The organism is Micromonospora tarapacensis (genome assembly GCF_019697375.1).
In the GTDB taxonomy this organism is placed as follows: domain Bacteria; phylum Actinomycetota; class Actinomycetes; order Mycobacteriales; family Micromonosporaceae; genus Micromonospora; species Micromonospora tarapacensis.
In genome coordinates this window covers 774,219-795,776 of record NZ_JAHCDI010000004.1, presented here as the reverse complement: position 1 = coordinate 795,776, position 21,558 = coordinate 774,219, and the positions used below count along the sequence as shown (strand labels likewise).

The following is a 21,558-nucleotide window of genomic DNA, read 5'->3' as shown; positions in this document are numbered from 1 at the left end:
GGGCATCACCCTGCGCGACGCCCGTCAAGTGAAGCTCGAAACACGATCTTGCCGGATAGCCAGTCGCCGGTACCGCACCAGCCCGACGCCTGGCACGGGCGGCATCCTAATCTGCCGCGAGCCGCGCGCTACGCAGCGTCCCGCTGAGCCGGCCCGGGTTCCGTCCGGACGTGCCGAGATGCCGATGCTTCCTTCGGTGCCGGGAGGAACCGCGGCAATGCTCGATCTTGGTATGGTCGGCGACCCTTCGGAGGAGGCGGGCGTGACCGACGTTGCTGTTGGGGGATCTTGTCGTACCCATACGGCGGTGGTCGCGGCTGCCGCTGTCGCGCTTGGCCTGCTCGCGTTCGCGGCCGACTTCGTTGCGGGCGGTGTGGGGCAGGTCTTGATCGCGCTGACCAGCAGCGGTTTCGCTTGGGGCTTGGCGGCGTTCCTGGCCGGCCGTTCGGCTGCCACAGCTAAACGAGCGGTTGGCAGTGCTACCGCGCTATTGGTGCTGGCCACGCTGCTCTATTACCTGCTTGTGCTGATGGTCAGTCGTCGCTGGAGTGGGGGCACCCTGGAGGACGGCACGTCGGCCGACCTGCTGGGGCTGCGTTCGATTGCCATGATGACGGCGCTGTGGCTGACCGGGTCCCTCGTCGGGGGACCGGTGCTCGGGCTGCTCGGCCATATCGTGCGAGTCGGCAAAGTGTCGACCTCGGCGCTGGCTGCGGGGACGGTATGCGGCCTTCTCTCTGGCGAGGGCTGGCAGGCCGTGATGCTGGCACCGCCCTGGCAGATGTTGACAGTGTCCGACCCGTACCAAGCAGAGTTCTTCCGAGGTGTTGTGGTCGGGGAACTCGTCAAGATCGTGCTTCCGATCGTCGTCCTGGCCTGGCTGGGCACGGCGCACCGCCTGTGGCGCGTGTGGCCGACGCTGCTTACCGCAGCCATCTCAAGCGGTGCCCTGAGTGCGGCGCTGTGGTACGTGCTCTACGCCGCAGCAAACGGCATCTGAACGCGCCGGCCAGACCGCAGGCGCAGGTCGGTCAGGTGCGTCAGGCATCCTGATCTGCCGCACTGCGCGAGTTATCGCCCAGCGGCCCATCGTGGATCGATGAGCGTCAGGCGTCCCACCATCGTGGGGTTCCGGATCCACCTCGTAGTGCCACCAGCCGCGAGTGGGACAGTCAGCGGTCCCAGTCCCAATCCTCCAGCCGGGCGTGAACTGGCACCAGATTGACGCAGAGGTTTTCATAGTCGCCGGCTTGCCCCAAGGCCTCTCGAAGCCGCTGGGCTTCTTCTTCCGTAGTGAACGCTCCCGCTTGGAACCTCTCGCCTGGCTGGCGGCTGTCGAGGAATTCCACGAGCCATACCGAGATCGGCTCAACGTATCCCTCCGGTGGTCGATCGCCCATGCGCCGAGCATCTCAGGCCGAACGAGATGACCGCATCCGCAGAGCGCGGACGTCCGGTCATGCCGCAGAGCGCTCGTCGCTGAGGGTGGCCTCGGCTGACGCCTCCGGCGTGGCGGCTTGGCGGACGGTTGCGGGTAGGACTCCGGCAAGCGTGATCAAAAGTACGAAAGAGGGACTTCTTGCCGCCGAGGTACTGTGGTGGTGGAGGTTTGTAGCTGGTCAGTGGGTCTTGTGGACCGCTTGCCACGCCGCGCCGAGCAGCGCGAGTATCCGGTACAGCGCGTAGAGCGCCCAGACCGTGGCCAGTGATACACCGATGAGGATGACCGCGCCGCCCAGGTAGTGGGTGCTCTCCAGCATCCAGCCGCCGGTGAGCAGGACGGAGACCACGACGACGGCCCAGGCCAGGATGCGGCCTGCTTTGGTCAGCGACATCCACAGGCGGGCGTTGTCGGCGCCGTCTGGCGCCGTCGAGTCGCCGACCTGGGACTGCAGGGCGAGGTCGTCGATGTCGCGGGCGGCGGCCTGGTCAGTGGCATGTGGTGACCGGTGCAGCACTGCCGACAGGGCGTGCAGGTCGTCGTGGTGACGAAGCCGTCCGGTGCGTGGATCGGCGAGGAGCGCCACGGTGTGCGGGAACCCGAGCAGCCACGCCTTGCCGTAGCCGCGTTGCGCCCCCGGTGGCAGCACCACGACTGTGCCGCCGTGCATGTCGTCGCGGTAGGTGCGGTCACCGATCATCCGCACGAGTTCCGTGCCGGCGATCGTCACCTCGATGTCGACGAGGTCGGCGGCATCGCTGAACAGCGTGACGAACTGGGCGTACGCGGCGATGACCGCGAGCAGGCCCAAGACCGCGACCGCGGCGCCGAGCAGTTCGTGCAGCCGGGCCGTGAAGCCGGTGAGCAGCAGCGCGGGGACCACGGCGAACAGGTACCAGCCGACGAACAGCAGGAAGCGCCGCCGGTTCAACCAGCGCTGCGTTCGCACGCCCTGCGCGCCAGGTGGGAAGGCGGAGAGAACGGTCCCGCCGTTCAGCCGTTGCTGGACGTCCTCGCTCAGCAGCATCACCTGGAGGCGGTGGACCCGAACGTCAAGGCGGTCACCGGCCAGACCAGCCAGGTCACGGACGAACTGCATCTCCTCAATCTTCAGGTCGCTCAGGTCGAACAGCCGTACCGCCGCCCGCCCGTCCACGGTGGCGCGCAGGTCACTCGGCACGTCCAGACTGACGCCCCGCTCAGGCACCAGGTACAGCGCGGGAACCGGCCGGCGGTGACTCCGCCCCTCGATCTCCCGGTTCTCGATCACCACCGCTGAGACCTCGGCCCACCGCAGATCACGTCGGTACCGGCCGATCCGCACCGTCCAACCGTCCCGGTCGACATCAACCTGAAACCGCTGCAACCCATACCCGAGAAAACTGACCGCCGTGAACAGAACGATCAGCGAGAACACGCCAGCGCAGAGACGCCCGGACACCGAGCCGCCGACAGTGAACTGCAAACTCACCAGATAACCGACGAACCCCACCAGCAACGCCGCGACAACCACCGCGAACACGCGAGAGCCGACTGGACGGCGCAGATACACCCACACATCATCAACGAACCCGGCAACTCAACCACGACCTCGTCCTCGTTGAACGCACGGCAGCCCGGCGCCGAAAGCCGATGTGGTCCACCGAACATCCGAGGTCTCCAGGGTCATGGCCGCGGATGGTTTCGAGGTCGGCGCAAGCTTGCTGGAAACCGCTCGGTCAGGTGCCGGGATCAGTGTCGCCCTGTTTCCCTTCGCCGGTGTCGAAGAACCTCGTCAGGTAGGCCGACGGGTCCAGATCGCTGGCCCGCAGCAGCGAGAAGACCTCCGCCCCATGCCTGGGTCCAAAAAACAGCCGATACGCCTGGGAGAGTCCCACAATGTCCAGGTCGGGCTGCTCCGCCGCATAGCCGCTCGCCTCATCCTCGGCCAGTCCGATCGCCTCGTCGAAACCCTCGGCCCGCCACAACGTCAGCCGTTCCTCGGACAACTGGCTCGCCGAGTCGCCACCCACGCGCAAGACGCAGCGAACGCAGAACCAGCCAACCTCGCCCTGCGTCTCCTCGATCGGCCCGGCCATCCATACATCGTCTCGCTCCGGCATGCCGACAGCGAGCCCATCTACCAAGGCCACACTCTTCCGCTACCGAGGCCACACTCTTCCGCGGAGCGCTCGCCGCGGAGACGACGTTGGTGCCCGGCCGCTGTGGCGTCCGGACGCAGTCATGGCCGGGCGGCCTGTGGTATCGCCCAGGGTTAGGCTCGCCACGTGTCGGCGCTCGTCGAGGTCGTGTCCGTCATCAACGCCGCCCCGAGTGTGGTGTTCGACCTGACCCTCGACGTGGACGTCCACACCGCGTCCCTGCACGCCAGCCGCGAGACGGCCACGACCAGCACCGGACGACGTCAACTCGCCCTCGGCGACGAAGTCACCTTCCACGCCCGCCACCTCGGACTGACCTGGCGCATGACCAGCCGAATCACCGCCTACAAACGGCCGTACCACTTCGTGGACGAGCAGACGCGAGGCCCCTTCCGTTCGCTGCGCCACGAGCACCAGTTCCAGGACCTCGACGGCCTACGCACACAGATGACCGACCGCATGACCATCAGCGCGCCCCTGGGGCCGCTGGGCGCAGTGGTCACCTGGGCGCTCATCGCGCCCTACCTACGCCGACTGTTGATACAACGGGCAGCCCACATCACGTACCTGGCACAAGCCCCCAAGCCGTAACGCCCAACGAACCCGGGACATGCAATCGCCCCGAACCGGGCAGACGCCGCCGCAGCGCGCAAGGCCGACTATCGCGATGAGGGTCAGCGCAGGCGGCTTCCAGCAACGCACGGATCTGCCGCGTGTGGCGCGGTTCGCACTTCGTGACGAAGATCAGTTGCCCGGATTGGATCCTGCCGGTGGACGGGGGCGGTGGCGCGTGTGACGAGCAGGCCTCAGCAGACTGATGGCGGCCAGCGATGCCTGCGCCACTCGTCCCATGTCGTGAACCCGGCCGGTGGGCCGTCAACGGGTTCACTGCCGTCGAGTTCACCTGGCGCGGGGATATCGAAGCGGTCAGCCCACTCGGTGAGTTCCTGATCGGACATGGGCCACGTGGTGTGTGGCGCTGCGGCTTGACGCTGGTCGCGTCGTCTCCGCTGCTCCGTGAGGGTGAGTTCGAAGTAGCGCATCTCCACCGCCGCACCGAGGTCTGCTGCTGCCTGGCGTAGCGCGGAGCGCTCGTTCCGGTCCCAGAGGCCGAAGTCGATCACGACGTTGTTGCCGAGGTCGAGGGCGCGCAGCCCGATCTGGAGGAGCCGTCCCTCGATCACGTCCCCGGCCGATGGCGGGTTCTCGCGCCCGTAGAGAGCCTTCACCCATTCGTCCTTCGTAAGGCGAAGCGCTTCCTGCTCGATCTCGATGCGCCGAGCGGCCGTGGTCTTCCCAGTGCAGGGGAGCCCCACGGTCAGGAACAGTGTCGGTTGCCCCATCATCACCCTCCGAACGGACGCCTCATCATTACTGACTCCGACTGCACGCTTCTGCCGCTGACCGGTGTCTCTTCAGAGGCACTTGGATCGCGGTTACCTTGCCGTCCGCCGGTTTGACCGTCGGAAGGTGCTCTTCGCTGGCGGCATCGCTGGTGTCGGGATTGGGGTAGCGGTGCCCCATGGAACCGGCACGGTGTTGCCCACCCATCCGATATTTCGAACCGGGTCGATGTATTCACCGTGGTAGCCGATGGAGTGCAGCAACAGCAGCGTGGCGTAGCGGCGGTAGAGCTGCCAGGTGTCTTCGACGATCCCATCGTGCCTGTAGATCTGGTCCTGAGGTGTCTGCGGGTGGATCAAGCGGTTGCGCATCCGAGTGACGGCGGTCGGTCCGTCGAGTCGGTTCGCCTGAGCGAACTTGGCCAGGGCGGGCAGCGCAGTCGGGTCGATGTCGGTGGGGATGTTGGCCAGTTGAAGGAGATACCGGAGCCGGTCTTCGGCGTAACGGTCTTCGTAGTCCTTGCGGGTCCATCGGTTGTTCAGGACGAGTTCGGTCCAGGCAAGGTGTTCCAGGGCTGGCGCCGCAGCCAGGATGCGCTGCTCGACGTAACCGGCCTCTACGGCCTGAATGGCAAGGGACATCTGGAAGCGCGTGTTGCCCGGCTTGGCGGTGTCGTTGAACGCGGGGACGGCGCACCGGACGAGTTCGGTCAGGGTCGTTCGGCCGTCCCCGGTAAAGGCACGGTGAACCGATGGACCTGGCCGGATCACAGATCGGAGAGGTCCACATCTCCCAGGCCACTTTCCCGGCGGGGTCGTACCCGACCGGTAGGACAGGGGCCACCCAGCGGCCGAAGGCGAACGAGAATGTCACCCGCAGGCAGTCCAGGAGCCGCATGACGGCATCGACGTCGAAATGGCTGTCATCGGTCCTGCGGATTTCCATCACGTGGGTGAACACGTAGAGATGCGTCTCGTGTGCGTGATCTAAGGCTTCGGTGTAGTCGGGGCGCGCGTCCAACGTCAGGCGCCAGCCATCGATGTCGGCCCGCCAACGCCCCAGCCACCAGCGCTTGGTGTCGCCGCTGGAGACGAACAGGCCGATCGGCCCGATGATGTTCGGCAGGTTCATCCACTGGACCAGGACTCGCTGCAGACGGACGTTCGGCCGCAGGAACGCGGCCACGTTGATCCAGCCTTCGCCGCTGCTGCGCTCGTGAGCGTCGATCGTCCAATCCCGTCCAGCCCGTTGTACCGTGAGTGACGCCTTGCCGAGCTCGAGGCGGTGGTCTTCTGGTTGTAGTTCGGCTCGCCAGCGCACACCGACTCTCGGTCCACAGTCCAGCTCGATACGACCGAGCCGCTCGTCATCGGCGAGACCGGCGATCGGCCCTTCGTAGAGGACGACGGAGGCGCCCGGTGGATTGAAGGGTATACGGGCTGTAGCGGCGTTTCGTCGCGCGGGTCGTCGCGCAAGCCCTGGCTCATCGGCGGCTACTCCTTATGTCGTCTGCTGGCCGCTGCTAGGGCAGCCGGACAGCATAGCCGTACCGCGCTGCGATCTCAAGATCAGTAAATAAATGTGCTCTTTCGCCGTGATCTAGGGGTTACTGACCGACTCGCGTGAGCAAGGATGTGACTGTGCGCCACGAGCATCATGTCTTCCACAACCCGCCGTCAGCGACGCCGGCCGAGGTACGCGCAGCGCTCGATCGCGGCGACATTCCTGTAGCACTGGATGCCACGGTCGGCACCGCACTGTACGGCGACGGAGACTGGAAAGAGCTGCAGGAACTGCATCTCCAGCTGCTTAAGCACGACGACCGCCAAGTCAGCGCCCTTGCCGCAACATGTCTGGGACATCTGGCAAGGGTCTATCGCCAGCTGGACGAACGCCGAGTAGTCACCGCGCTGCACCGAGCCCGGTCGGTTCCACACATCAGCGGTACCGCCGCCAACGCCCTGGAGGACATAGAATTCTTCCTCCATCCGCAACGTGCACGTTGGCGCGGACGCGTGTGGAAAGCGATCCGTCCTTGGACGTGGATCTGAGTCCAATGACGGAAGTAGGATCTGCCGCGCGCACAGCCATCCGCATCTGCCGCCGACCGGGCTCGTCGGCGGGCTGACCGTGTCACTCTGCGTGTACATCACTGACGGCGCCCCGCACCTCCCCAAGTACGGTCGTGCCGAGTTGAGTGCGTCATCGGTCGGAGTTTGCAGCAGGCCAACGGCCATAAACCGAGCGCGGGCGATTGGCGTAGGCGGTCGTCCTGTCGGTGCCTGGCCTCACGATTCACGGATACGTTCAGTCGCTGCTGGTAGCCTGTCGGGTATATGTTCTCGACGATGTGAGCCTGTCCGGCCGTGCCCGGGCTTTCCTCGCGCAACGGTCCCGCCGAATGCCCCGCATGACCGCCACCCAGATCCGCTCGATGGCCGTTCTCCGCTTGGATGACCGAACCGAGCCGGCACCCTGCGAGTTGGTCGAGGCGATGATCAGGTTCGAGGAGCGCTACGGCGGCCTGTGGTACCCGGTTGTTGGCTCCAACGGTACGAACTACGGCCTCGATGGTGACCCGGCAGCTCACCGCAGCCCGCTCGGGCCGGCCTTCACCGGCATCCTGGACGGCGACCGAACCTGGGCCGTCGATGTTCTCGCAGATGGCCGGACCGCGATGAGACCCGGCAACTGGTTCTACCGCGTGGTCGACCGCTCCGTCGACCAGCGTTTGGAGAGTCACGCACTGCTCGTTGCGGTCAGCGGCTGGTGGCACCGGACCTTCACCTGCTATACGTCGCGTGACGTCATGCCGGTGGTGGCCGAACGGCATCTGCCGCAACCTGTGCCCGAGGCGACCGGCCCGACCGAACTCTGGTGGCTCGACGAAACCGCGGGCATCGCCCTCCAGGCCAGGCTGATCGGGTGGCCGCAGGAGCGAGACGAGTGGACGTTGCGGTACTTCGCCCGAACGCCGGCGCAGGCTGCTGGGGCGAACCCCACTGTCTTCAGGGCAACCGTCCACGAGACCGTGCCGGCGCCGTGGTGCACGCTCTGTTCCCAGGTGGTCGAACCGGGACGCACCTGCCACCGTCCTCAGTGACCATTGCCCGGCGCGAGTGGCTTGCCTCAGCCAAGGCCACCACCCTCTGTCGAGGGGTGAGCAAGACCATGAACGGGCAGAGCGATCCACCATGATCCCGGCACCATGCGGCGTGACAGCCCGTAGCCGCGGCTCGGCGCGCGGACATGCCGATATGCGGAAGTTGGCAATAGCAAGTGGTCGATGGCCCCCGCCTGAGCTGTCTGGCGGTGAGGGGTTGGCCGGCTCGCAGGCCAGCGGGTCGGCTCGCCTGCCCACGCCGGGTGCGGGCGGGGGCCAGAAGGCTTCCGGTGTCAGCCGGTGAGGCCGGCGTCGTGGGCGAGTAGGGCGACCTGGGTACGGTTGTTGAGATCGAGTTTGGTGAGTATGCGGGAGATGTGGGCTTTCACGGTGGCCACGCTCATGAACAGTTCGTTGGCGATCTCGGCGTTGGACTTGCCGTGCCCGACGGCGATGGCGACCTCGCGTTCGCGTTCGCTGAGCTGATGCAGCGCGGTGGTGGCATGCTGTTGCCGGGCGGCGGCGCCGGTGTCGCTGAGGTGGGCGATGAGCCGTCGGGTGACGGTCGGCGACAGGGTGGGTTCGCCGGCTGCGACCCGCGCGATGGCGCGCAGGATCTCGGCGGGTGGGGTGTGTTTGAGCAGGAAGCCGCTGGCCCCGGCGCGTAGCGCGCGGAGGACGTGCTCGTCGGCGTCGAAGGTGGTCAGGATGATGACCTCGGGTGGGTTGGGTCGGGCGCGCAGCTGTTCGGTGGCGGCGAGGCCGTCGAGGGTGGGCATGCGGATGTCCATCAGGACCACGTCCGGGGCGTATGCGTCGACGGCGGCGGCCACTTCGCTTCCGTCGCCGGCCTCGCCCACCACGGTGATGTCCGGCGAGCCGCCGATGACCATGGTGAGGCCGGCCCGCACGAGCGGGTCGTCGTCGACGATGAGGACCCGCACCGGTGCGTTCACGTTGGGCTCCTTGTCCGTGCTCACCTGGGCCGGAGGCCGGTTCCGGCCGCGATCAGAGGGTAGGCCACGGTAGCCAGGCCCCCAGCCGGAAGTCACCGGCGGGGGTGGGGCCGTGTTCGAGGCGTCCGCCGGCGAGGGCGGCCCGTTCGGTGAGCCCGATGAGGCCGATGCCGGCGCCGGGGATGCCGGCAGGGCTGGTCTCGGCCGGGTACGGGTTGCGGATCTCGACGGTTACGCCGTCGCCCGGGGTTGCCCGGACGGTGACGGCCACCTCGGCGTCTGGGGCGTGCTTGCGGGCGTTGGTCAGCCCTTCCTGCACGATCCGGTACGCGCTGCGCCCCACACCAGCCGGTACGGCGGAAAGCGCGTCGGTCTGCCAGTCGAGCCGTACCCGCATCCCGGCGCGCCGCGATTGGTCGACGAGGTCAGGGAGGTCGGCCAGGGTGGGCTGCGGCCGTTCCGGCGTCTCGTCGGACCGGTCGACACCGGTGCGGAGGACGCCGATCACCTCGCGAAGGTCCTCCAGCGCCTGGTAGGCGCTGTCGCGGACCACCCCGGCGGCGCGGGCAACCTCCTCCGGCGCGGCGTCGGGGCGTAGCTCCAGTGCCCCGGCGTGCAGGCTCAGCAGGGACAGGCGGTGGGCAAGCACGTCGTGCATCTCCCGGGCGATCCGGTTGCGTTCGCCCTGGCGGGCTTCGGCGACGCGCAGTTCCTGTTCGGCCTCGACCCGCCCGGCCCGCTCCCGCAGCGACTGGCGCCGGGCCCGCACGAACATGCCCCAGGCGAGCACCGCGAGCGCGAAGACGACGCCCAGCATGATCTGCGACCAGGGTCCGACCGGGACGTCCGGACGGACCAGCAGCGTCAGGAACGGTACGAGCGCGTACCCGGCCACGATCCGGGCGACCACTGCGAAGCGCCGGTAGACCGCGGCGGTAAACAGCGCGATGAGCGCCGCGCCCGCCGCCGACGTCGAGTAGACGCTGACCAGACCCGCGACCACGGCGAAGCCGACCGGCCAGCGCCGGCGCAGCCATACCCCGAGACAGCACAGCGCGCCGAGGATGAGGTCCACGGCGAGCGGCGCCGGTGCGATGTGTTGCGCGCGGCTGTCGACCAGGGTCAGCACCGTGACGCCGACGGCCAGCAGGAAACAAAGGGCGTCGGCCAGCCGATCGCGCGCCGTAGGCCCGGCCGGGCGCACCGGGTCGTTGCCAGCATCGCTGATCACGCCCGCCGGTAGCGGGCTCCGATCCTGCGGGTCCGCCGGCGCCGTCATGATCAAAGGGTACGGCCGGTCCGGGCCCACGGCATCCGACCAAAGTTGATCCCGCGGTGTAGACCTTGGACACACCATTATCGACCTCGGCTCGTAGCGGCGTATCCGGCCGCTCCAGCAATCTGTTCCACATGGCCGGAACGGACAGCCAAAGAAAGACTCCGAAACCAATTCCGACCATTCCTGCACCAACGAATGATGCGGAAAGGAAGTGAGAAACGATGAGCGACATCCGAACAAACACCCCGAGCCTGCTCGACAACCCGCCGATCCCCGTGCAGGCCAAGCTCGCGGCAGCATGGACCAGCTTCATGTTCCTCTACATCTACGTCGACTACTTCCACCTCTACAAGCCTGGCGCCATCGACGAAATCCGGGGTGGCGTCGTCTTTGAGTTCGACATCAGCCCGACGTTGTTGACCATTTTCGTCGCGTCCGTGGCGATCCCGGCCCTGATGGGGATGCTCTCCATGACGCTGCCGGCCCGGGTGAACCGCGCCACGAACCTCGTCGTTGCATTGCTCTACATCCCCTTCTCGGTGTTCAACGCGGTAGGTGAGTCCTGGGACTGGGCCTCCTTCTACGGCCTCTCCATCGGAATCGAGGTGCTGCTCCTGGCCTTCATCCTGCGCTCGGCCTGGAAATGGCCTCGAACCCCCGCCGTCCCAGCCGGCCCCGCGACGACCGACCTTCGACAGTAGGTATCCGTGTAAGTCCTACGGCGTGAAGCCCGCCGCCGCGGACACCGGGCCGACCGTGACCAGCTCAGTCGCGGTATACGCAGAACCTGCTCACCAACGGTCCGGTGTCCGGGCGGGGCCCCGGCAGACAGCACGCGGGCCGACGAATCCATCCTCATCTAGCCGCGATGCGAGCGCGACGCTTTGCATCCAGCTCTGCGCGTCGGTCGCTGCATGGCTTGGGTCTTGCGAGGGATCGGCGTCGTGGATCCGCACGCCGATCGCCGACGTCACGAACATCTTCACGAAGTGCATGCCCAGTTCAGAGGCTATTCGGCCACGCATGGCGGTCGGTAAGCTGGAGCAGGACTACCTGCGCCGCATCGTCCTTCGGGAACGCGACGTCGACGGCGGCCTCGCCCCCGAGCTGATCTCGCAGACCGTGCGGCTCGCCCTGCGGCACGGCTACCACGTGGTCCTCGAAGGGATCCTCATCTCTCACCGGTACGGGCCGATGATCTCGGCGTTGCGCCGGGACCATCGCGGTGACACGTACGTGTTCTACCTGGACGTGTCACTGGAGGAGACGCTGCGTCGGCACACGCTCCGGCCGCAGGCGGCCGAGTTCACCGCCGAAGACATGCGCGGCTGGTACCGGCCCCGCGACCTCCTCGGCATGCACGACGAGCTGGTGATCCCCGAGTCCTCCTCGCTGGAGGAGACTGTGGCGTTCATCCAGCACGCCGCTGGCCTCGCCGTCCCCAGTCCGGTCGCCGGGTGAACCCGACCAGTGCGTGGCACATCGAGCCACGCCCGGCCCCAGCCGTTCGGCGCGCCAAGATCGGTCGCCACCGATACCCCGCTGATCCCTCTTTCCGGCCGGGCGGGGACTCGGTGTCGAGTTATCGCTCGCCGAGGATCATTCCGGCCGCGAGGACGAGGGCGGTCACGCCGAACGCGGGCGGGCGGCCGTCGGATGTGGTGAACCGGAAGTACAGCAGCGGCAGCAGATGGGCAGCCAGGCGCTCTCGGTCTACGGGCAGCCTGGCGAGGCGGTCCAGCAGCCACGGCGTGGTCAACAGCCGCCGTGCGACCGGGTGTTCGACGTCGGCGGTGAGGTTCAGGCAGTCGCGTCTGGTGGTCGCCTGGGTGGTGAGCAGCCCGGTGTGCTTGAAGCACGACGTGACCAGCTTGGCCAGGAGGTACTCCAGGTCGTGCAGTCCGGCGTACTCGCAGTCGAGCAGCCACCACCGCCGTCCCTCCCGGGCGACGAGGATGTTGTTGAGGTGCGGGTCGCCGCTGGCGTGGACGACCCACGCCGGCGGCTGTGCGAGCCGGCGGTGGGTGAGGTCGATGAGGTCGGCGAGGGTGAAGTCGAGCGGGTAGCCGTCGAGCGTGAGCCGAAGGTGGGCCCACGGGCGGAGTCGGGTGGCGAGTGCGGCGGCCCAGCCGGCGAGGACGGCTGGGGCCTCCTCGGTGTGATCCGGTGCCCCGTCGACCTGATCGGCGGGGAGGAGGGTGGCCCGCGCGGCGGTGGCCAGGCAGGTGGCGACGTCGTCGAGGACGCGCTCGAACCGGTCCGGGTCGGTGCCGGCCAAACGGGCGAGGGGGATGCCGTCGAGGTGCTCCATGACCAGGGCGGCCTGCCCCCGCCGATAGTGCAGCGTCGCGGCCGGGACCGGGTAGTAGCGGGCGAGCGCCTGCAGGCCGGAGAACTCGCGCTCGACCCCCGCTCGGTCCCGGCCGAGCTTCACCACTCCCGCCGGCCAGCCGTGCCCGTCCCGGACAGCGAACACCGGGCTGGTGCTGGGCCGGAGCTGCTCGACCCGGCCGTCCGGCGAGCGGTAGACCAGCGCGGGCAGGTGGTAGTCCGGCTCGACCAGGTAGTCGGAGGTGACGGCGGCCCGGATGTGGGTGAGCGCGGCGCCGGCCGCGCTCGTCAGCGGCAGCGGAGTGGGCCGTGCGGCCAGCAGCGCCAAGTCGACCCGGCCGGCGGTGAGGATGCTCCAGCGGCCGTGATCGTCCTGCCCGGAGTAGAGCAGGTCCGCCGTGTCCGGCCCGGTGGGCAGCCACACCGGATACCAGACACGGCGGGAGTCCGGACCGTCGAGCCTGCGGTGCAGGACCGGACCGAGCTTGCGCCAGACGATGCCGTCGCGGGATACCGCCGCCGCGATGCTGCGCGAGTTGGCGGCGCCGTAGGCCATGACCAGGGTGCCATCGGCGGCCTCGACAACAGATGGGCAATCGGCGCCGTCGACGTCCGCGCTGCCCGGTTCCCCGTGATCCACGGCCGTCCCACAGCGCTGCCACGCCCGCCCGTCGACGGAGCGGGCGACATGCACACGTCGCCCTCGCCCGTTGTTGCCGGCGTGCCACATCCACCAGCCGTCCGGCCGCCGCAGCACCGAAGGCAGGAGCGCCGGCTCGCTCCCACCCGCCAGAGTCAGACCGGCAACCGCGGCGGGCGGGGACCAGGCGCCGCTGTCGGCGCTGGCCGTGTAATAGATCCGCCAGCGCCCATCACCAATGACCGCGCTGAACCACAGGTGCACGACCTCGCCGTCGCAGGCCAGGCTCGCGCCGAGCACCTCCTTCACACCAAACGGCGCTGGCACGCGCACACCGGTATCGACGGCGCTGGCCGTGGCAGTCGTCAAGGTCATGATCCGTAGCTCGGTTGGGCCGTCCCCGCCATCGGGACAACTATCCTCGTACGGTGCCTCAACGGCGGCACCGGTGACCGCCAGCAGAATGCGACCACGATGGCGGGCCACGCCCACGATCGCCCTGATCCGACTTGCCGGACACTCCAGGATCAAGCAGATCATGGAACGTTCTCCGGGCGCACCAGCACCGCAAATGGCTCAGCACGGTTCGCGGCAGCGGGTGCAGCAGAGCCGCAAGCCACGCCCGGTCCGCTGGGGTGAACCGGACCCGGTCGCCGTGCAGTTGCCGTTCGAGGACCATGATCTGGTGTCGTAACGCGAGGATCTCGGTGCCCTTGTCGAGGTCGATCATCGGCAGCAGCCGGCGTAGGGCGAGGGTGTTGATCACGCCGAGGTGCGCCAGTCGAAACAGCACATCCCCATCCTCGCGCAGTGCCCAATGTAGACGGGCCATCACCATCCAGCCGAGGAGTTCCACGTCTCACCGGAGCCTCCCACCTCGATGATCAAGCTTGCTGTGACCAGGATGGATGAGGTTCTCGGCACCCACAATGTTGCCGCTGATGATTGACAGGCGCGATGTCCGCCCGGTGCTGTTGCTGGATGTCGACGGCACGTTCCGTCGTGTCTGCCCGGCCGGCGCGAGCCGTGCAGGCCGCGATCCCTGGGCAGGCCTCGATCGCGGTCTCGATCCGTGAACCGACGGGCCGCCCCGCTCGCGGCGTCGGCACCACACGACACTACTGGGAGCTGTGCGCGAGCGATGCGATCTCCGTCAGCGCATCGACATGTGCGGCGAAGGCCCGCCGTCCGGTAGGCGTAAGCTGCGCCCACGTCCGCCGGCGACCGTTGAGCGTAGCCCTGCGCAGCCTGAGGTAGCCTGCATCCTCCAACTGTTTGATGTGTTTGGACAGTGCCGAGTCGCTGATCCCGAGCGCCTCTCGCAGCACCTGGAACTCGGCCTCGTCTAGAGGGGTCAGCAGGGAACAGATGTGCAGGCGGTGGGGTGCGTGAATGACCGGATCGAGGCGGGGCACGGTCACCACGGCGTCTCTGCGGACGCGGGGGTGCAGGCGCTCATGACGGTCGTCCCGTGACCCTTCGTCGAGTCGAGTGGCGCAGAAGCTCGAGCACCGTGAAGAGCACCAGACCCGCGACCGCTCCGGATGCCGACGGGATCCACCACTGCCGGGACGCGTCGAACGCCTGAGCTGCGAACAATCCGAATCCGAGCATCACCAGCGGCACGGCCACGACGATGGCGAGGGCTTCGGCAGTGCCGTGCACGGCCCTCACCCGCGCCACGACGTGGTGCCGCCACGCGCCGAGGGCCAGGAGCCCGGCGATGAGAAGGGTAGCGACGCTCCGTGTAGCGAGTGGGCCGTCGTAGACGGTGGCGACAGCCATGGCGGCGGACCACAATGACACGGCTGCGGCAAACCATCGCGAATACAGGCCCTTGCTCAGCCCGAACTGCTTCATCCGCTCGATCGATGTCAAGGCCCTCGTCGCCTCATCCGGCGTGGGGTCGTCGGGGAAAATGACCACAGGTTCCTCTCTTTCCAGTACGGAAAGAGTAGCGATGACTTTCCACCTTGGCAAGTCACGGCAGGAGCGCGGAGACACGTTCACCTCTGTATCCATAGGCTGCACGCGCGTAATGCAGTCCCAAGTCTCGAGGGTGAGTGTGGGTGACGCAGATCGTGGGCGTGCTGACGTCGGCGTGGCCGGTTGCGGCGGCGCCGTCGTGATGGCGGTGATGGTGACCGGGGTGGCTCTGCGTACCCGTACCCCGGTGCCGTCAGCGGCCCGGTTGCGGCGGTAGGCACGCAGTACCGCCCGGGGGCCGTCGGTGCGGAGCCGATCGCCGGTCGCCGTGCGGTACGCGGCGGTGATCGCGGCCAGGGCGCGTTCGATGCTGGTCGGCGCGCGGCCAGCGTCGGCCAGGGCGTTGACGTACTCGGTGACGACCAGGTGCGGGTCGGTGTCGGCGGCGAGTAGTTGCTGCAGGTCTGCGGCAAGGCGGTCGTCGGTGGGCGGTGGGACGGCGGGCATCAGGCCGCGTACGGCACACCAGGTCAGGAAGCGGCGCAGGTCTCCGGTGTAGGCGCGGCGGGTGCTTTCCGGCATGGCGCGTCGTAGCCGGTCGCGGTCCCGGCGGACAGTTCAAGCGGTGCGCCCGGCGTGACGACGGACTCGTGCCCGGCCGCCGTCTGGGGGGCGAGGCGAGGCGGATTCTCAGTGAGCCTTTCCGAGTAACGGTCTACGACTCTGTGTAGTGCCTGTTTTCAGATGGTTCGGTCATGTTCGATGTGGAGGATGACCAGGGCTGCGGCGACGATGCTCCCGATCTTTTATGGGCAGAGGCTGACGTTGCGTAAGGCTTTGAAGGTCACTTTCAGTAGGCTGTTGCCGCGTTCGCCGACCGCGCGGAGCCGGTTGTGGGCACGGTTGAAGGTCAGCTGCTGGTTGGTGAGCTGGCCGTTCTTGGGTGTCTTGAAGGCGACGGCGATGGTGTCGGCTTCGCCCTCGTAGCCGAGGTCGGCCAGGGTTCGGACGTTGTCGCGGATCTCGGCGAGGGTGGACAGCAGGCCGGGGTGGGTGCGCAGGCAGCTGGTGTCGTGTTCCCGGCCGGGGCGCACCGGTGAAGTCCACAGCGGCCAGCCGTCGGGTGCGGTCAGGACCTGGATGTTGCCGCCATGGTTCTTGTGCTTCTTCGACCACCACAGGTCGACGCCGGGGGTGGGTCCCGGGGTGGCGATCCGGTCGGTCTCGATGAGGGTGCCGTCGAGTAGGACGTAGTCGTAGCCGACGGCCTTCGCGGCCAGCAGTGCGCCGTGCAGGTGGGGAGCTTGGGCGGCCAGGACCGCGATGGCCTCTGACGAGTCAGGCCGTCAGCCGTGGCAGGTCTCGCCCGGCCGGCATCCCGCTGGGAGAAGTCATCGCCACCTGGTGTCGGGGTAGGCGGCGGCTTGTGCGAGGGGCACGTGACGGGTATCTCCTCGTTCAGTGGTGTCACCGCAACGGCGAGGCGACGCCCGCAGCCGCCGGTGAACGCTCTACTCCCTCAGCCGGCACGGCCTGAGAAGGCGACGAGGCGATCCAGAGCAGGTGCCGTTGCGCTGATCGGGATCGCAGGGTCAAAGCCTGCGCTCTCGCGCAGCTCTGGTGTGACAATCTGTTCCGCGAGGCCGAGGACGTAGGTGGAGACTTTGTCGGACACGGCCACCTTCTGCCCCGTGGCTGACGCGAAGTCCCACGCGTGGACGAGGAACTCGACGGACAGGATGCTCGCGGCGATGCTCGCCGGCAGCTCTTGCCGTCCGGCTTGCACAGTGCCGCCAAGTCCTCGCCTCATCCAGGTCTCGACCGCCTGCTGCGCCGCGTCGGCGATCCGTGACTCGAGGTCGCCAGCTGACGCGGGCGTGAGCGTGCTGCCGGCAAGGCTGGTCAGCGAGCTCAGCGAACCGAGCAGATGCGCCTCGAGCTGACCCACCGTGAACGCGGTGCACGGCGTCGGCTTACTGAGGTCGTCTTCGCCGATGCCGTGCAGCACATGCTGCAACACGGCGAGTGTGGCGTTGGCAGACGTGAGCGGGTCGAGGTGCGCCGGGGCGGCGGTCCACTCGTCGGGACCCGCGTCACCGGCGGCGGCGGCGCGTTCGAGCCGCTCGAAAAAGTGGGTCCAGCCTTCGAGGACCTCGTTGCCCTGGTCCTCGGGAAGGTCCTCGTGGACCAGACGCACGAGGGTGCCGCCTTCCGCGGGCTCGATCGTGATAGTCACCGTGTCCGTGCGGGGCTCGCCCGACGGCTCCCAGTCGAATCCGAGCACGATCCGCCGGCCGGGTTCAACCTCGATGACCGTACCGGCCGCGACGGCCATGGGAGTGAGTGTCCACCGGAACTGTCCGCCCGCACGCAAATCGACTCGGGCGGAGACGGCGAGCCAGCGTCGCAGACGGTCGGGCTGGGTGATGAGCGCGAAGGCCTCGTCGGCAGAGACGGGCAACAGCACGGTCTTCTCGACGATCATTAGCGATGCTCCTTGGGTTGCGTGGTGGCTCTCTTGGCGGCGTCGTGCACCAAGAGGTCGAGCTCGGTGCTCCAGAAGCGGTCGATCTCGGCCCGCAGTTGAGCGATGCCGGCGGGGACGACGCTGTAGAGGCGTTGCCGACCGTCCTTGCGGGCGGTCACGAGCCCGGCGTCAGCCAGCACCGCGAGGTGTTGGGAGATCGCCGGTCGGGTCACCGTGAAGTGCTCGGCCAGCTCGTTGACTGTCCGCGGACCTGTCGCCAGCAGCTGAAGAAGGCGTCGCCGGGTCGGCTCGGCTGCTGCGGAGAGGGCGTCGGCCACTCGGATACGTTAGCGCTTACTTACGCATTTGCAAAGGGATGCCGTCGTCCTCGTCGCCGCATCTGGAATCACTCGATGTCGCTCACGTCGTCTGCCCTGCCGGTCGGTGAGTGGCTGTTGTCCTCGTGGGACATGGCCTCGGCTGGGTTGCTCTTCGACCAGAGCAGGACTGAACCGGGAGCATGGCCAGCGAAACCGTTTTGGCGGGTCCGCAAACGCCCTGATCTGCCGCCGATCGTGCGTGCTCTCCCCCTGTCGCATGGCCGTTTCAAGATCATGAGGGTGGTGTGAGTGTCGGATCGCGGTCTGGCCACGGTGGCGTGTCGCGTGGCGGGGTGGGGACGAAGCTCCGGTAGGACGAGGTCTTCTCACGGATCTTGTCTTGACGGAGCTTCGTCGTGGTGCAGTGTGTCATGTCCGACGCTGATGTTGCGTCGGTTGCGGGTGTCCCGGTAGCTGAGGCGTGCGCTGACCTGCTGGAGTTGCTGGCCCGGGGTGTCGGACGGCCGGTCGTCGCAGGGCCGGGATCATCCGGCGGTGGTGGTGTTGGTGCTGGTCGCGGCGGTGACGGTGGCGGGGATGACCGGGTACACGGCGATGGCGGGCTGGGTGGCCGACGTGCCACAACCGGCGTTGACTGACTTGTATCTTCGGGCCGGTGTGTTGCCGGCCGGTCGGCCGTCACGGTCGACGCTGTGGCGGGTGTGCACCGATACCGATCCGCAGGCCCTGGACACCGCGATCGGGGCGTGGACGACGGCGCGCCGATCAGGCCGCGATCGGCAGGGTGAGGCCCCGCCCGGCGACGCTGTGGCACCGGAGCCCGAACCCGCGGATCTGGTCCGCCTGGACGGCAAGACGGTCTGCGGCGCCGTCGACGCCGACGGGCAGCAGCTGCACCTGCTCGCGGCATTGGCCGGCGGCGTCGAGCCCGGTACACCTGCGGTGGTGATCGGCCAGGTCCACGTCGCCGGGGCCAAGACCAACGAACCGGCCTGCGCCCGTGACCTGCTGGAAACCCTCGACCTCGACGGCAGGACCGTCACCGCGGACGCGTTACACACCGTCAAGGCCACCGCTGAGCTCATCCACTCCCGCGGTGGCCAGTTCGTGTTCCCGGTCACGGAGAACCGGCAGGCCCTGTTCGACGCTCTCAACATGCTGCCCTGGCCGCGCGTCCGATCGCGGCCAGCCGCACCGATATCGGCCACGGACGGACCACTCGGCGCACCATCCGGGTGCTGCCCGCCCCGGCCGACCTGCCGTTCCCGCACGTCAACCAGGTTTGGCTGATCGAACGTTACGTCACCGACACCAGCGGCCGGCACCTGCGCGCCACCGCCCAACTCGGCGTGGCCAGCCATACCCCCGAACACGCCACGCCCGCCCGAATCGCCGCCTTCAACCAGGGCCACTCGGCCATCGAATCACTGCACTGGATCAGAGACACCTGCCACCGCGAAGACGCCAGCAAAGTCCGTACCCGCAACGGACCCCGCGTCCTGGCCTCCATGCGCAACCTGGCCATCAATGCCCTACGCCTGGCCGGACGCTGCGATATCACCGAAGCCACCCGCTGGGCCAGCCGCAACATGACCAGGCCCTTCGCCATCCTCGGACCCACGCCATGATCTTGAAACGCCCGTGCCGGGTATCCGGACGGCCCGGAAAGTGAACTCGAAGCCCCAGCCCGACTCATCGGGTTGTCGGTCTCGGGTTGCCCACGGCCTTCGTGCGCAAGCGGGCCAAGGCCGACGGCCCGGCAAGGCCGCTGAGGGCGGGTTCCGTGGACAGCCGGCGGGTCGTGGTGATCGAGGACGTCGTGACGCGCTCCTGGCGTCGTGCCGGCAGCTACGGGTGATCGGCGCCCAGGTGGAGACGGTGGTCTGCGCCATCGACCACGAGCAAGCGGTCGGGAGAACCTGGCAGCCGAGGCGCTACAACTCCACGCCGCCCTCACCCGCCACGACCTCGAAGCTCCCAAACAACGTGACAGCGTTTGCGACGCCCTATCGGCGCATGAGCGTGCGCATGCCGCCGCGCTCGTTCAGTTATCTGGGGCGCCTGGCAAGCGTTGCCGCTAACCGCCCGGGGACGAGGGCACCGCAAAGGGATCCACGGGAAGGAAGCAGCCATAGTCCTGCAGCGGCTGCGGATCGTCGAGTACCACCTGTTGCAGCCAACCAGCGGGTGACAGACCGTCCGGCCGGTCGCTGACGCGAGTGCCAGGCAAGAGGATCCGGCGGCTGGACCCGACGAGCCGCTCCCCGTCGCGGAGCCCCGACCCAGCCGAACCACCCGACCTGGGTTGATCTTTCCTGGTTACTCCCGCTCAAGGGGCCTGGACGGGTTTGCTGGCGGGTACGGCGGCCAGCCGGCCACCCTCCTTCTCCAGGCTGCGCAGCATGGTGTGGTCACCCCGGTCGAGCAGGCGCTGCACAATGGAGCGGCACTTGGTCGAGTGGTCGGTGGGGTCCTCCGCCACCTGCCGGAGATAGAGCAGTTCGCGGTTGAGCTGTTCCCGGCTGAGCTTGTCCAGGCCACGCAGGTAGGACTCCACCTGGGTACGGATGGTGTCGATGCCGAGCCGCTCGATTACCGGCAGGGCCCGGCTGACCCAGCGGGACTGTTCGGCGGAGCTGATTTCGTCGATCCGGTTGTCCAGGTTGCGCTGCATCCAGCCGTACATGGTCGCCGGACCGTAGTGCTTGAGCTGGTGGCTGTTGGTGAGGAAGGAGACCTGGGTACGCAGGATCGCCGGACCGGACAGGCCGGCGACCAGCATCAGCGGCAGCGGGTCGGCGCCGGGCACCCACTCGGCGCCCAGCCGGAACACCACGTAGGCGGACGCCGCGTCCATCCCCACCCGCAGCGCGATCCAGTGCCCGGCCCGCCAGGAGGGCCGCTTCTTCCGGGCGCCGGGCAGCGCCAAAATGGAGACGAGGGCGGCGACACCGATCGCACCGAGGGGAAGCCACGGGCCGCCGGTCACGGTTGCCCCTCCTCCGGCTGGTGGGCCAACTCCAGTCGGTAGCGCCGGTTCACCGGCTCTTCCGCAACCGACGGCGCAGCCGGCTCGGTGCGCAGCAGGCGCCGGTCGACCAGCCGGTCGAGCACGGCGGAGACCTGCGACGGGGGCATCAGGGTGGCGCTGCTGATCTGGCTCTCGTCGTAGCTGACCCCGTCCGACAACGCCTCGACGACCCGGCGCTCGTCGGGTTCGAGCCTGGCGGTCAGGCCGTACGCCGCGCCGGGCCGTGCGGACGCAGCAGCCTCGTACGGGGTAGGGGTGGCGCTGTCGAGTACCCGTATCTGGTCAAAGAGCTTCGCGATTATCAGCGGGCCGACGACGCCGAAAATGAACAGGCTGAACGCGGTGGTCGCCACGCCGCCGCTGAAGGCCGCCGCGGCCAGACCGGTGCCGACGATCATCCGGAGAGCGACGGCGAAGAGGACGATCGGTCGGTCCCGGCGGTCCCGCCATGGCCACTGCCAGCGGCCCCGGGTCTCGACGGTGGGCCGCATCATGCCGTACAGGTTGAGGGACTCCGCGACCGCGCTGCCGATCAAGCCCCAGACGACGGCCATCCAA

General features: G+C 68.0%; 24 protein-coding genes and 2 pseudogenes. 9 read left to right on the top strand and 17 right to left on the bottom strand.

Annotated features, from left to right (window positions below):
- The first annotated feature begins 178 nt into the window (after positions 1–178).
- Positions 179–1,000 carry a hypothetical protein gene (locus KIF24_RS09660; RefSeq protein WP_221083726.1) on the top strand — a complete coding sequence of 274 codons (822 nt, stop codon included), beginning with the start codon at positions 179–181 and terminating at the stop codon, positions 998–1,000.
- A 172-nt stretch (positions 1,001–1,172) separates the two neighbouring features.
- Here the strand turns inward: KIF24_RS09660 and KIF24_RS09655 are convergent, their stop codons facing one another.
- The 3 genes from KIF24_RS09655 to KIF24_RS09645 all read right to left on the bottom strand — a co-directional run bounded on the left by KIF24_RS09655 (position 1,173) and on the right by KIF24_RS09645 (position 3,519).
- Positions 1,173–1,400: a hypothetical protein gene (locus tag KIF24_RS09655; RefSeq protein ID WP_221083725.1), complete on the bottom strand. Its 228-nt coding sequence runs from the start codon at positions 1,398–1,400 to the stop codon at positions 1,173–1,175.
- A gap of 219 nt (positions 1,401–1,619) precedes the next feature.
- On the bottom strand, positions 1,620–2,963 hold the full coding sequence (locus KIF24_RS09650) for a hypothetical protein (protein WP_331461057.1): 1,344 nt from the start codon (positions 2,961–2,963) through the stop codon (positions 1,620–1,622).
- A gap of 196 nt (positions 2,964–3,159) precedes the next feature.
- Positions 3,160–3,519, bottom strand: coding sequence for a hypothetical protein (locus tag KIF24_RS09645; protein WP_221083723.1), 360 nt, complete (start codon positions 3,517–3,519; stop codon positions 3,160–3,162).
- Positions 3,520–3,708: 189 nt separating this feature from the next.
- Here KIF24_RS09645 and KIF24_RS09640 point away from each other — a divergent pair, with 189 nt between their 5' ends.
- Complete coding sequence (locus tag KIF24_RS09640; protein ID WP_221083722.1) at positions 3,709–4,173, top strand: SRPBCC family protein; 465 nt, start codon at positions 3,709–3,711, stop codon at positions 4,171–4,173.
- 215 nt (positions 4,174–4,388) lie between these two features.
- Here KIF24_RS09640 and KIF24_RS09635 read toward each other — a convergent pair whose 3' ends face one another.
- Positions 4,389–4,928 (bottom strand): ATP-binding protein, encoded by a 540-nt coding sequence (locus KIF24_RS09635; protein WP_221083721.1) that lies wholly within the window; start codon positions 4,926–4,928, stop codon positions 4,389–4,391.
- A gap of 90 nt (positions 4,929–5,018) precedes the next feature.
- On the bottom strand, positions 5,019–5,696 hold the full coding sequence (locus KIF24_RS09630; protein WP_221083720.1) for a hypothetical protein: 678 nt from the start codon (positions 5,694–5,696) through the stop codon (positions 5,019–5,021).
- An 852-nt stretch (positions 5,697–6,548) separates the two neighbouring features.
- Between KIF24_RS09630 and KIF24_RS09625 the strand changes: the two genes are divergently transcribed.
- Both KIF24_RS09625 and KIF24_RS09620 read left to right on the top strand, forming a co-directional pair.
- Complete coding sequence (locus tag KIF24_RS09625; protein ID WP_230415433.1) at positions 6,549–6,977, top strand: hypothetical protein; 429 nt, start codon at positions 6,549–6,551, stop codon at positions 6,975–6,977.
- A 359-nt stretch (positions 6,978–7,336) separates the two neighbouring features.
- Positions 7,337–8,029: a hypothetical protein gene (locus KIF24_RS09620; protein WP_221083719.1), complete on the top strand. Its 693-nt coding sequence runs from the start codon at positions 7,337–7,339 to the stop codon at positions 8,027–8,029.
- Between the two features lie 293 nt (positions 8,030–8,322).
- On the opposite strand, the gene KIF24_RS09615 is transcribed toward KIF24_RS09620, so the two are convergent.
- Together KIF24_RS09615 and KIF24_RS09610 are read right to left on the bottom strand one after the other, a co-directional pair.
- The gene (locus KIF24_RS09615; RefSeq protein ID WP_407939905.1) at positions 8,323–9,009 is read right to left on the bottom strand and encodes a response regulator; all 687 of its coding nucleotides are present in this window, start codon (positions 9,007–9,009) and stop codon (positions 8,323–8,325) included.
- Between the two features lie 28 nt (positions 9,010–9,037).
- Positions 9,038–10,264 (bottom strand): sensor histidine kinase, encoded by a 1,227-nt coding sequence (locus KIF24_RS09610; RefSeq protein ID WP_221083717.1) that lies wholly within the window; start codon positions 10,262–10,264, stop codon positions 9,038–9,040.
- 221 nt (positions 10,265–10,485) lie between these two features.
- Between KIF24_RS09610 and KIF24_RS09605 the strand changes: the two genes are divergently transcribed.
- Positions 10,486–10,965: a DUF6326 family protein gene (locus KIF24_RS09605; RefSeq protein WP_221083716.1), complete on the top strand. Its 480-nt coding sequence runs from the start codon at positions 10,486–10,488 to the stop codon at positions 10,963–10,965.
- 90 nt (positions 10,966–11,055) lie between these two features.
- Here KIF24_RS09605 and KIF24_RS09600 read toward each other — a convergent pair whose 3' ends face one another.
- Positions 11,056–11,259, bottom strand: coding sequence for a hypothetical protein (locus tag KIF24_RS09600; protein WP_221083715.1), 204 nt, complete (start codon positions 11,257–11,259; stop codon positions 11,056–11,058).
- A 43-nt stretch (positions 11,260–11,302) separates the two neighbouring features.
- On the opposite strand from KIF24_RS09600, the pseudogene KIF24_RS09595 reads away from it, so the two are divergent.
- Positions 11,303–11,725: pseudogene (locus KIF24_RS09595) on the top strand (kinase); the annotation flags it as partial.
- Between the two features lie 121 nt (positions 11,726–11,846).
- On the opposite strand, the gene KIF24_RS09590 reads toward KIF24_RS09595, so the two are convergent.
- Both KIF24_RS09590 and KIF24_RS09585 read right to left on the bottom strand, forming a co-directional pair.
- Positions 11,847–13,562 carry a hypothetical protein gene (locus KIF24_RS09590; protein ID WP_221083713.1) on the bottom strand — a complete coding sequence of 572 codons (1,716 nt, stop codon included), beginning with the start codon at positions 13,560–13,562 and terminating at the stop codon, positions 11,847–11,849.
- Between the two features lie 106 nt (positions 13,563–13,668).
- Entirely contained in the window at positions 13,669–14,028 is a 360-nt protein-coding gene (locus KIF24_RS09585) for a hypothetical protein (protein WP_331461055.1), read from the bottom strand.
- 148 nt (positions 14,029–14,176) lie between these two features.
- On the opposite strand from KIF24_RS09585, the gene KIF24_RS33835 reads away from it, so the two are divergent.
- Positions 14,177–14,311, top strand: coding sequence for a hypothetical protein (locus tag KIF24_RS33835; RefSeq protein ID WP_269440605.1), 135 nt, complete (start codon positions 14,177–14,179; stop codon positions 14,309–14,311).
- Between the two features lie 42 nt (positions 14,312–14,353).
- Here KIF24_RS33835 and KIF24_RS09580 read toward each other — a convergent pair whose 3' ends face one another.
- From KIF24_RS09580 to KIF24_RS09560, 5 genes and pseudogenes are all read right to left on the bottom strand, one after another.
- The gene (locus KIF24_RS09580; RefSeq protein ID WP_331461054.1) at positions 14,354–14,656 is read right to left on the bottom strand and encodes a winged helix-turn-helix domain-containing protein; all 303 of its coding nucleotides are present in this window, start codon (positions 14,654–14,656) and stop codon (positions 14,354–14,356) included.
- A gap of 34 nt (positions 14,657–14,690) precedes the next feature.
- The gene (locus tag KIF24_RS09575) at positions 14,691–15,743 is read right to left on the bottom strand and encodes a hypothetical protein (protein ID WP_221083712.1); all 1,053 of its coding nucleotides are present in this window, start codon (positions 15,741–15,743) and stop codon (positions 14,691–14,693) included.
- Positions 15,744–15,901: 158 nt separating this feature from the next.
- Positions 15,902–16,492: pseudogene (locus KIF24_RS09570) on the bottom strand (HARBI1 family protein); the annotation flags it as partial.
- Positions 16,493–16,680: 188 nt separating this feature from the next.
- Positions 16,681–17,646, bottom strand: a complete 966-nt coding sequence (locus tag KIF24_RS09565; RefSeq protein WP_221083711.1) for a TIGR03086 family metal-binding protein — start codon at positions 17,644–17,646, stop codon at positions 16,681–16,683.
- A complete protein-coding gene (locus tag KIF24_RS09560; protein ID WP_221083710.1) occupies positions 17,646–17,966 on the bottom strand; it encodes an ArsR/SmtB family transcription factor in 321 nt (106 codons plus the stop codon). Before KIF24_RS09560 ends, KIF24_RS09565 begins: the two co-directional genes overlap by 1 nt.
- Positions 17,967–18,461: 495 nt before the next feature.
- On the opposite strand from KIF24_RS09560, the gene KIF24_RS09555 reads away from it, so the two are divergent.
- On the top strand, positions 18,462–19,259 hold the full coding sequence (locus tag KIF24_RS09555) for an ISAs1 family transposase (protein ID WP_221083709.1): 798 nt from the start codon (positions 18,462–18,464) through the stop codon (positions 19,257–19,259).
- Positions 19,205–19,597 carry a hypothetical protein gene (locus tag KIF24_RS32440; protein ID WP_230415431.1) on the top strand — a complete coding sequence of 131 codons (393 nt, stop codon included), beginning with the start codon at positions 19,205–19,207 and terminating at the stop codon, positions 19,595–19,597. Before KIF24_RS09555 ends, KIF24_RS32440 begins: the two co-directional genes overlap by 55 nt.
- 701 nt (positions 19,598–20,298) lie before the next feature.
- Here KIF24_RS32440 and KIF24_RS09545 read toward each other — a convergent pair.
- Positions 20,299–20,958, bottom strand: a complete 660-nt coding sequence (locus KIF24_RS09545) for a hypothetical protein (RefSeq protein WP_221083708.1) — start codon at positions 20,956–20,958, stop codon at positions 20,299–20,301.
- Positions 20,955–21,554, bottom strand: coding sequence for a hypothetical protein (locus tag KIF24_RS09540; RefSeq protein WP_221083707.1), 600 nt, complete (start codon positions 21,552–21,554; stop codon positions 20,955–20,957). Before KIF24_RS09540 ends, KIF24_RS09545 begins: the two co-directional genes overlap by 4 nt.
- Between the last annotated feature and the right edge of the window lie 4 nt (positions 21,555–21,558).